The following is a 10,140-nucleotide window of genomic DNA, read 5'->3' as shown; positions in this document are numbered from 1 at the left end:
CGCCGCGCGCCTGGTCAACGGCATGGTGAACGCGCTGGTCGCCTTCCCGGGACTGCTGCTGGCCATGTTCACCGCGGTGATCGCCGGGCTCGGCGGTGGCGGGGAGGGCGGCCGGGACACCTCCCCGGGGTCCGCTCGGGATGTGTGATCGCCGGGGCTCGCGTGTCCGGTGTGTTCCCGGCCGGACTCGATCGAGTCCGGCCGGGCAGGCCTTTACGGCCTGGTCAGGCCGAGGGTGTAGGAGCCGGAGCCGCTGTAGGCGTGCACCCGTACGCGGTAGGTGCCCGCGGTGCCGCTGTAGGTGAAGGCCTCATCGGGGTTGGGGGAGGTCCCGCTGGCCACGGTCGTCCAGGTGGAACCGCTCAGCTTCTGCAGGTAGGCGTCGTAGTCGGTGCCGTTGGGCCCGTCCAGGCAGACGCGGTGGACGCCCGCGGCGGCGCTGTAGCCGGCGGTGCCGGGCTGGTAGGCGTTGGCGTTGGACGTCAGCGAGCCGGTGTAGGTGCTCTGGTAACCGCTGCACCCGGTGGGCGGCGGGGTCCCGTTGGTCACCAGGGTGAGCCCGTACGCCGAGAGGATCTCGTTGATCGGCTGGTGGTAGGTGGTGCCGCCGACGGTGCAGTTGCCCGAGCCGCCGGAGGTGACGCCCTGGGCCTGGGTGCCGGAGATGTAGGAGCCGCCGGAGTCGCCGGGCTCGGCGCACACGGTGGTGCGGGTCAGGCCGGTGATGGTGCCCTCGGGGTAGGTGACGCTCGTGTTGTGCTGGCTGATGGTGCCGCAGCGGTACTGGGTGGTGGAGCCGGAGCGGCAGATGGAGCTGCCCACGACCTGCTGGGTGGAGCCGGCCACCGGAAGGATGCCCGCGCTGTAGCCGTTCACCACGCCGGTGGGGGTCCAGTTGGAGTTGACCGCGACCCACGCGTAGTCGTTGCCGGGGAAGGACGAGCCCTGGAAGGTGCCCTGGGCGACCTGGTTGTAGCCCTGGGTGGCGGTGCCGGCCGTGCCGCAGTGGCCGGCGGTGGCGAAGCCGCCCTGGCCGCCGCGGGTGACCGAGAAGCCGACCGAGCAGCGGCCGCCCATGTAGAAGGCGTCGCCGCCGCGGACGTCGTAGAGCGGCTTGGGCCTCTCCTGCGAGGCCTCGACGCGGACGAGCGACTTGTCCACGCCGCTGCCGTCCACGAACGCCTGCGCCTCGGCGACGTCACCGGCCAGCACGACGACGCTGTTGCTCCGTACGTCGACGTACCAGGACGGGATCGACTTCGGCGCGGAGGCCACGAGCTGGTCGAGCCGCTCCTTGGCCGTGTCGAGCGTGGCCAGGGAGTTCTTGAAGAGCTTGACCTCCGCGCCCGACCTGGCGAGCGAGGCGATCCTGGTGGAGTCGCTGGTGGCGATCACGAGATTGGAGGTGGGGCCGGTCACCCAGGCTCCGGCGAAGGAGGTGCCGAGCTGCCCGCGGAGGGCGGGCTCGACCTTGGCGGCGGCGGCCTCGTTGATCAGTCGGGCCGAGGCCTGCTCGCTGGTGCCGCCGAGGTCGCGCCGGATGGCGTCGACCAGGCCCGGAGCCGGCTTGGCAGTGGCCTCCACCAGTGTCCGGGCCTCGGCGAGGGTGTAGGGGGCGGCGGCGGTCTCGCCGGGTCCCTGGTGGGCGATGGCGGGGGTGGCCACCATGGCGACAGCGAGCGCGAAGCCCGCTGTCACGGCACTTCTGCGGAGCATGGGTTCTCTCCTCATGTGGGGGGTGCCGTCAAGGTAACGGTGTGCACATGAGGCGCGCCTCTACCAAATGTCCCCTACCGTCACGTTATGGAGAGGTGCCCAACCCGGGGTTCTCGATCAGCCACGCGGCATATCGTCTGCTCCGCCCGACCGCGTCGGAGTGCGCGGCCTTCGCGTGTTCGAAGATCGCCGTGGCGGCTCCGGCGGTGGCCGCCTCCGGGTGCCAGCCGAACAGCTGCCGCCAGCGCAGCGGGGCACCGGCGATCGGCACCAGCTTCAACCCCTCGGCGGGCTGGAAGGTCGCCTGGCAGAGCGCGGCGGCGCGGCCGACCTTGGCCAGGTGCATGCAGGTGGCCACGTCGGTCTCGTAGATGGTCTTGGGGGTGAAGCCGGCGCGGGCGCAGGCCGTGGCGAAGCAGTCGCCGAAGCAGCTGTCGCCGGGGGTGACGGTCCACTGCTCGTCGGCCAGCTCGGCCAGCTCCACCTCCTTCCTGTCGACCAGCGGATGGTCCTCGTTGAGCAGTACGAAGACCGGGTCGGTGCCCACGGTCGACCAGACCACCGGTCCCTCCACCGGTGGTGGGCTCTCCCCGCAGGCGCCGATGAACGCGAAGTCGATCCGGCCCAGCATCACCATGGTGGTGAGCTCCTTGGCGGACCAGGAGGTGTGGGTGCTCACGGGAGTGGACGGCCAGGCGGTGGCGAGGCGGTCCATCAGGCCGCCGAGTATCGGGCCGTTGGTGGCGCCCAGCCGGTAGCTGGGGACGTCGGCGTTCGCGTTGGCGAATCGAAGCGCCTCCTCCTGGAGTTCGCGGGCCGCGGGCAGAAGCACCATCGCGCGTGACAGGACCAGCTCCCCCAGGGGCGTGGGCCGCGCGCCGTTGTGATCGCGTTCGAAAAGAGCTCCCCCGAGAACCCGCTCTATCCGTTTGAGCTGTGCCGTCAGTGCGGGTTGGGCCAGTCCGAGGTGGGTGGCGGCCTTGGTGACGCTACCGGCCTGTGCCACCGCGCGCACGATCTTGAGATGTCGGAGCTCGAGATCCATACCGGGAACGTAAGGCCGCTACGTTATGCCTGCAATGCAAACTTGTCATGAAATATGACTCAATTTTGTCGAATCGTTCCAAATAGGGTTCTGGTCCGGAAATACGGGGCGGCTTGGGGTGACCGTTGACGCCTGCCGGGGCCGAATCCGGAAGATCCCGATTCCCATGGTCGAGAGCCGGCGCCGGTGTCCGGCATCCGAGATTCCCGCGATTCGGGTTTCACCTTCGTTTCGGACGCCGGGCACGCCGATATCCGGCGTCCGGGATTCCCGTACGGACGCGAGAGGCGGAGGCGCCCCCCGAGCCGACGGCCTCGACCGTCGCCAGGGAGATTCCCGGCGGTGAACAGGTGTCCCGGTCCGAGGGCAGGCCGGTCAGGGCGCGGGGACGCCACGGCGGGCGGCCTACCCGGAGGCGATGATCCTCTCCAGCTGCGCCGTCAGGGAGGGTGCCCCAGGACGGTTGTCGATCTCGTCGTGCGGCACGACGGGTGGTTCGTCCACCCTGATGGCCCGCAGGTAGTCCTCGAAGCGGCCGAGCTTGCCCGCGTCCCTGGCGAGCCCTCTGGCCTCCAGCCGGGAGCGCAGCGCCGCGCCGTCCGAGCGGACCCAGAGGAGGTGTACGGGCGGCCCGCCCAGCCGCCCGACCCAGCGCTCCCACACCGCCGCGTCGTGTACCTGGGTGGTGAAGGGGCCTTCCAGCATCACCGGGCAGCCGTGCGAGCGGATCTGCCGGGCGACCTCGGTCAGCCCGTCGTACTCGTACCGCTTGATGTGTTCGTCATACCAGGGGCCTTCGCGCTCCCCGTCGTCGCGGCCGTGGGCGCGGAGGGTGGCGGCGACGAAGCCGCCGTAGACGGTGTCCTTGTCGAGCAGCGCGGGAGGCGGGTCGAGCAGCGCCAGCAGCGCCGCCGCGACCGTCGACTTCCCCGCTCCCGGGGGCCCGCTCACCACCCAGAGCGCCGCCGCCCCGCCCGCGCCCACGTCGTTCTCAGTCCTTCCAGGCCCTGGCCACGCGCTCCGCGACGGCGGGCGCCTGGGCGAGGCCGGCCTGGAAGGCGGGGCGCCACAGGGCCGGGTCGAGGACGTTGGCGCCGAACACGGCGACCGAGGCCTCGTCGGGGACGATGTGCGCGACCGCCGCGTCCCCCAGTTCGGCCAGCTCGGCCTCGAAGCGCGCCCTCGGTGAGACGTGCGCCAGCGGTTCCAGGATGACCACGGCCGAGCTGCCCGCCGCCAGGTCGGCGTTGGTCGCCGAGCGCACCCCGCCGTCCATGTAGCGGCGCCCGCCGATCTCCACCGGCGGGAACACGCAGGGGACCGCGCAGCTGGAGGCGACCGCCGACACCAGCGGCACCCCCGAGTCGCGTTCCCAGACCACGAACTCGCCGGTCGCCGCGTCGACCGCGGTGATCAGCAGGCGGCGCTCCGGCCACTCCTTGACGGGCAGCCGGTCGCCGATCGTCTCGATCCTGGCGCCGGTGTCCCGCACGGCCAGGGCCAGCTCGCCGACCCTGCGCCGGGCCTCCTGCGGTTCCAGGGACGGGTCGTACAGCACGCCGAAGGCGGCCATGACCGCCTCCATGTCCATCGCGGAGACGGTCGCGGTCTCGGTGTCCGCCTGGACGCCGACCGAGCTCTCCAGGTCGACCTCGGTGGCGATCAGCGTCCCGACCACCGAGCCGGCCGAGGTGCCGACCACCAGGCCGGCCGCTCCCAGCTCCAGTCCCGCCTTGCGAAGACCCGTGACGATCCCCGCCTCCCAGGCGATGCCCGCCACGCCTCCGCCACCCAGCACCAGTGTTCTCGTCATGCGGCCTATTCTTACCCGAACATCCCTCTGCGGCCGAGGGGGAGACATCTCGATGCTCCGGGCCGGGCGAGCTCCCGTGAACGGCGCGCCACCCGACAACCTCAATGTTGGTTGAGGTCAAGGTAGACTGCCGCATGCCCAACAATCCGGAGATAACCGTCGGCCAGCTCTCCTCGCGCAGCGGGGTCGCCGTCTCGGCCCTGCACTTCTACGAGTCCAAGGGCCTGATCCGCAGCCGCCGCACCGCGGGCAACCAGCGCCGCTTCTCCCGCGACACGCTGCGCAGGATCGCCTTCATCCGGGTCTCCCAGCGGGTCGGGATCCCGCTTCGGACGATCCAGGAGGCGCTGTCCGCGCTCCCCGACGAGCGGACCCCCACCAGGGAGGACTGGGCGAGGCTCTCGGGGATATGGCAGGACGAGCTCGACGACCGCATCAGGCAGCTCGAACGTCTCCGGCACGGGCTGACCGAGTGCATAGCCTGCGGCTGCCTCTCGCTGGACCGCTGTGCGCTGGCCAACCCCGACGACGTGGCCGCGGCGAGAGGGCCGGGTTCGCGGCTGATGATCGCTTCCCGCCGGGAGTGCGCCGCCGACTGTGATCCGGACTAGGTCCTGGAAGGCGCCACGTGCGGGACGCCCGCGTACACCGCGCCTCCCCGCGCGGCACGCTGCGGCCGGGCACCGGTTTGTTAGTTGTCTGTTCAAACTATTGACGGCGCGGGGTCCGGCATGTGAACCTCTGGGCGTTCATGCACGCGCATCATGGGCGGTCGAAGGTCAGGGTCCCGTCACCTGATCGTGCATGGCGGTTTGTCCGTTGCATTGCGAAGGGAAGCCGTACATGCGAAGAAGGCTGTTCAGCATGCTCACCGCCGCGGCGGTGGCGTGCGCGTCGGTCGGCGTGGCCGTCGCGGGCGGGGTCGCTCCGGCGTCCGCGTCCGGGACCGCTGCCGCCGCTGCCGCCGCCGAGACGTACACCTGGAAGAACGTCAGGATCGACGGTGGCGGGTTCGTGCCGGGGATCGTGTTCAACCAGAAGGAGAAGAACCTGATCTACGCCCGCACCGACATCGGCGGCGCCTACCGCTGGGAGCAGGCGAGCAGGACCTGGACTCCGCTGCTCGACTGGGTGGGCTGGGACAAGTGGGGCTACAACGGCGTGGTCAGCCTGGCCACCGACCCGGTGGAGACCAACCGGGTCTACGTAGCCGCCGGTATGTACACCAACAGCTGGGATCCCAACAACGGCGCCATCCTGCGCTCCGCCGACAAGGGCGCGACCTGGCAGGCCACGGCGCTGCCGTTCAAGCTCGGCGGCAACATGCCCGGCCGGGGCATGGGTGAGCGGCTGGCCGTCGACCCCAACAGGAACAGCATCGTCTACCTCGGCGCGCCCGACGGCAACGGCCTGTGGCGCAGCACCGACAAGGGCGTGACCTGGGCCAAGGTCGCCTCCTTCCCCAACGCGGGCAACTACGCCGCCGACCCCTCCGACCCCAACGGCTACCTCAGCCACCGTCCCGGCGTGGTCTGGGTGACCTTCGACCCGTCCTCGGCGACCGCTGGCAACACCACGCAGAAGATCTACGTCGGCGTCGCGGACAAGGCGAACACCGTCTACAGCTCCGCCGACGGCGGGACCACCTGGACCAGGGTGGCCGGCCAGCCCACCGGCTACATCGCGCACAAGGGCGTGCTCGACCACGTCAACCACACGCTCTACATCGCCACCAGCGACACCGGCGGCCCGTACGACGGCGCCAAGGGCGACGTGTGGAAGCTCAACACGACCACCGGCGCCTGGACCCAGATCAGCCCGGTCCCCTCCAGTTCGGCCGACGACTACTTCGGCTACAGCGGCCTCACCATCGACCGGCAGAACCCCGGCACGATCATGGTCGCCACCCAGATCTCCTGGTGGCCGGACGTCATCTTCTTCCGCTCCACCGACTCCGGGGCGACCTGGACCCGCATCTGGGACTTCACCTCCTACCCGAACCGTAGCTTCCGCTACACGATGGACGTCTCCTCCTCGCCGTGGCTCACCTTCGGGGCCAACCCGCAGCCGCCGGAGACGACGCCCAAGCTCGGCTGGATGACCGAATCGCTGGAGATCGACCCGTTCGACGGCAACCGCATGATGTACGGCACCGGCGCCACGCTCTACGGCACCGAGGACCTGAAGAAGTGGGACACCGGCGGCCAGTTCACCATCAAGCCGATGGTGAAGGGACTTGAGGAGACCGCGGTCCTCGACCTGATCAGCCCGCCCTCGGGAGCTCCGCTGGTCAGCGGTCTCGGCGACATCGGCGGCTTCCGCCACACCAACCTCGACGCCGTACCGCCCATGATGTTCACCTCGCCCAACTTCACCTCGACGACCAGCCTCGACTACGCCGAGACCAACCCGTCGATCATGGTTCGCGCGGGCAACTTCACCGACTCCGACCGGCCGAACGACAGCCACGCCGCGTTCTCCACCGATGGCGGCGCCAACTGGTTCCAGGGCACCGAGCCGAGCGGGATCAACGAGGGCGGCACGATCGCGGCCGCGGCCAACGGGTCCAGGTTCGTCTGGGCGCCCAAGGACGTGGGCGTGCACTACTCGGTCGGCTACGGCAACTCGTGGACCGCCTCCACCGGGCTCCCGACCAATGCCGTGGTCGAGTCCGACCGGGTGAACTCCAACAGGTTCTACGGCTTCAGCGCCGGAAAGTTCTACGCCAGCACCAACGGCGGCGCCTCCTTCGCGGCCACCGCCGCGACCGGGCTGCCCACCGAGGGGAACGTCAAGTTCAAGGTGGTACCCGGCCGCGAGGGCGACATCTGGCTGGCCGGGGGGTCGACGACCAGCTCGGGCATCTGGCACTCCACCAACGGCGGCACGTCGTTCACCAAGCTCTCCAATGTCACGAGCGCCGTCAACATCGGCTTCGGCAAGTCCGCCACCGCCTCCGGCTACCAGGCGCTGTACGCGGTCGCCACGGTCGGCGGCGTCAACGGCGTGTTCCGCTCCGACGACGCCGGCGCGAGCTGGGTCAGGATCAACGACGACCAGCACCAGTACGGCAACGCGGGCGAGGCGATCACCGGCGACCCGCGCGTCTACGGCCGCGTCTACCTCGGCACCAACGGCCGCGGCATCCTGTACGCCGACAACGGCGGGGTCGTCCCGCCGGTCGACACCGTTCCGCCGACCAAGCCGGGTACTCCGGTCGCCTCGGCGATCACCTCCTCGGGTGCGACGCTGTCCTGGACGGCTTCGACGGACGCCGTCGGGGTGAGCGGTTATGACGTCTACCGTGAGGCGGGGGCGACGGATGTCAAGGTGGGGTCGTCGGTCTCGGCGTCGTTCGCGCTGACCGGGCTGACCTCCGACACCTCGTACACCTTCTACGTGATCGCCCGGGACGCCGCGGGGAACAGCTCCACCGCCTCCGACCCGGTGACCTTCAGGACCCTCACCGGGCCGGTCGGCGGCGGCTGCACCGCGACCTACACGGTGTCCAACTCCTGGCCCGGCGGCTTCCAGGGCGAGGTGACCGTAAAGAACACCGGCACCTCGGCGACCACCGGCTGGACCGTCAAGTGGTCGTTCCCGAACGGTCAGACGATCACCCAGCTCTGGAGCGGCGTGCACACCCAGACCGGCGCCGACGTCACCGTGAAGAACGCGAGCTGGAACGGCGTCCTGGCCGCCGGAGCCGCCACGTCGTTCGGCTTCGGCGCCTCCTGGACCGGTACCAACGGCGTTCCCTCCAACGTCACCTGCACCGCCCCCTGACGGCGCTTTCCGCGCCCCCGAACGGTGCTTTCCTGACGGCCTGGTCACCCCGGAGGGGCGACCGGTAAGGGAGACCTGCCGGTGCGACCCGTCGCCGAGGCCGGGGGGTCCAGGCCGTCGGACGCACCGGCGCTTCCGGTGCCCCGTGAAGAACCACGGGGCACCGGGAGTCCGTACGGCCCCGCCCACGCCCCGAACGGGCGCGGGCGGGGCCGTTCCGCTTCCGCCGCTCCGCTGGGCGATTCACGGCGTAAGTGCTACCTGTCGTCCTATACGTTGTTCGCGGGTATATCCGGCTGAACGAGGGGGGCCGGATATCGCGGCCGAGCCGCAGGCGGGGTCTCGCGGCCTCCGCTTGGAGAACCCCATGGCCTCAGCCTTAAGGATGATGTAAGGCGTCAACGGCGGCCGGGCCGCTCGGCAGACCCTATTGTGAAGGAAACCGATTGTCCGGGGGAGAGTATGGCGGTCTCAGACGGGGTGTGCAGCCCTCAGGACGAGACGGGGCGCCCGTCGGAAACCGGCGCCACCGACGCTCCGAACGAGATCGTTGACAGGCGGAGCGAGGCCCGTGGCGGTCGGAGTGAGGTCCGCGAGACCGGTGACGCCGACGTGCTGAAGGATGAGGCCGCCGAGCGGTCCGGTATCCACGGCTGGCTCGACGGGATCAGGTCCAGTCGCACCGGACGTCTCACCCTGAAGATCGTCATCGGTGCCATCGGCGCGGTGCTGGTCATCGGCGGTCTCATCATGGTGCCCTTCCCCGGCCCCGGCTGGCTGGTCGTCTTCGCGGGGCTGGCGGTGCTGGCCACCGAGTTCCACTGGGCACACCGGCTGCTGGAGTTCGGCAAGCGGACCCTGTCGGCCTGGACGGCCTGGCTGGGCCGCCAGGGCTGGAGCGTCAAGGTCCTGGTCGTCCTCGTCGCCGCGGTGACCGCCACCGCCATCGTCTACTACGGCCTCAAGCTCAGCCTCAACCTCGACCTGATCGTCGAGGCCCAGAAGCTCCTCACCCGATAGCCCGCCTCCAACGCGAGGCGGCGCCCTCTTCGGTGACGGCAAGGGCCGCCGCTCTGAGTGGCAATGACGCGGTACGTACGGGAGGCAGAGCCGTACTCCCAGGAGTTTTACCCGGACTCGGTCACCTCGTTATCATCCCTGGATGTGACTCTCCGTAGTGTCTCCACGTCCGATCCGCAGGGACGGATCGGCAGAGACGAATAAGGAGAGTGACGTTCGATGCGCGCCCTGTCCTCGATGTTGGTCCTGGCGGCCGCCGGAGCCGTCGCCCTGACCGGCACCCCCGCCCACGCCGATGATGTCAACCTGTCCGCGAGGGTGCAGCCAGGCGAGGAGGTGTTCCTCACGCCCGAGCTCGTCCCCGGGCGCCAGTACAACGGAAACGTGCTGGTCAAGCTGGACAACAACAGCGTGCCCGTCAAGGTCAAGGTCGGCAACTGCCGCGGCCGGTACATCGGGTCGGTGCCGATCGCCGCCAACGACCACGCCGCGTACGTCGCCGCCAGCGCCCCCCAGCCCGCCCAGTGCATCCGCTACCGGGTGAAGAACATGGGTGACACGACGGCCGCCATCACGGGCACCGGCTACTTCTAACCGGTATTGATTGCGACGCTGTATTGATTGCGACGCTGTACTGATTGCGACGCTGGCGCGTCGCGGTTCGGCCCCGTGTTGATTGCGACGCTAACGCGTCGCGGTGAGGCCGCTCTTATCCGGCTCCTTCCCTCGTCGAGAGGGGTCGCTCGTTCCTCGCGACCCC

The 10,140-nt window shown here is 69.9% G+C and carries 8 protein-coding genes; 4 read left to right on the top strand and 4 right to left on the bottom strand.

What is annotated here, in order from left to right; genetic code table 11:
- Window positions 1–213: 213 nt before the first annotated feature.
- The 4 genes from ABZ260_RS37925 to ABZ260_RS37910 all read right to left on the bottom strand — a co-directional run bounded on the left by ABZ260_RS37925 (window position 214) and on the right by ABZ260_RS37910 (window position 4,574).
- On the bottom strand, window positions 214–1,716 hold the full coding sequence (locus ABZ260_RS37925) for a S1 family peptidase (RefSeq protein ID WP_355627137.1): 1,503 nt from the start codon (window positions 1,714–1,716) through the stop codon (window positions 214–216).
- Window positions 1,717–1,801: 85 nt separating this feature from the next.
- Entirely contained in the window at window positions 1,802–2,761 is a 960-nt protein-coding gene (locus ABZ260_RS37920) for a LysR family transcriptional regulator (RefSeq protein ID WP_355627135.1), read from the bottom strand.
- Window positions 2,762–3,166: 405 nt separating this feature from the next.
- Window positions 3,167–3,745 (bottom strand): AAA family ATPase, encoded by a 579-nt coding sequence (locus ABZ260_RS37915; RefSeq protein ID WP_355627133.1) that lies wholly within the window; start codon window positions 3,743–3,745, stop codon window positions 3,167–3,169.
- A gap of 7 nt (window positions 3,746–3,752) precedes the next feature.
- The gene (locus tag ABZ260_RS37910; protein WP_355627131.1) at window positions 3,753–4,574 is read right to left on the bottom strand and encodes a patatin-like phospholipase family protein; all 822 of its coding nucleotides are present in this window, start codon (window positions 4,572–4,574) and stop codon (window positions 3,753–3,755) included.
- A 134-nt stretch (window positions 4,575–4,708) separates the two neighbouring features.
- Between ABZ260_RS37910 and soxR the strand changes: the two genes are divergently transcribed.
- The 4 genes from soxR (at window position 4,709) to ABZ260_RS37890 (ending at window position 9,974) form a co-directional block, all read left to right on the top strand.
- Window positions 4,709–5,185, top strand: a complete 477-nt coding sequence (gene soxR, locus ABZ260_RS37905; protein ID WP_355627129.1) for a redox-sensitive transcriptional activator SoxR — start codon at window positions 4,709–4,711, stop codon at window positions 5,183–5,185.
- Window positions 5,186–5,417: 232 nt separating this feature from the next.
- Window positions 5,418–8,360, top strand: coding sequence for a cellulose binding domain-containing protein (locus ABZ260_RS37900; RefSeq protein WP_355627127.1), 2,943 nt, complete (start codon window positions 5,418–5,420; stop codon window positions 8,358–8,360).
- Between the two features lie 462 nt (window positions 8,361–8,822).
- Complete coding sequence (locus ABZ260_RS37895) at window positions 8,823–9,380, top strand: TIGR02611 family protein (protein WP_355627125.1); 558 nt, start codon at window positions 8,823–8,825, stop codon at window positions 9,378–9,380.
- Between the two features lie 219 nt (window positions 9,381–9,599).
- The gene (locus ABZ260_RS37890) at window positions 9,600–9,974 is read left to right on the top strand and encodes a hypothetical protein (RefSeq protein ID WP_355555418.1); all 375 of its coding nucleotides are present in this window, start codon (window positions 9,600–9,602) and stop codon (window positions 9,972–9,974) included.
- Window positions 9,975–10,140 lie beyond the last annotated feature (166 nt).

Origin of the sequence: Streptosporangium sp. NPDC006013, assembly GCF_040614275.1 — a bacterium.
Taxonomy (GTDB): Bacteria; Actinomycetota; Actinomycetes; order Streptosporangiales; family Streptosporangiaceae; genus Streptosporangium.
The sequence above is the reverse complement of the archived record's forward strand: the minus strand, read 5'-3'. Positions and strand labels throughout refer to the sequence as shown.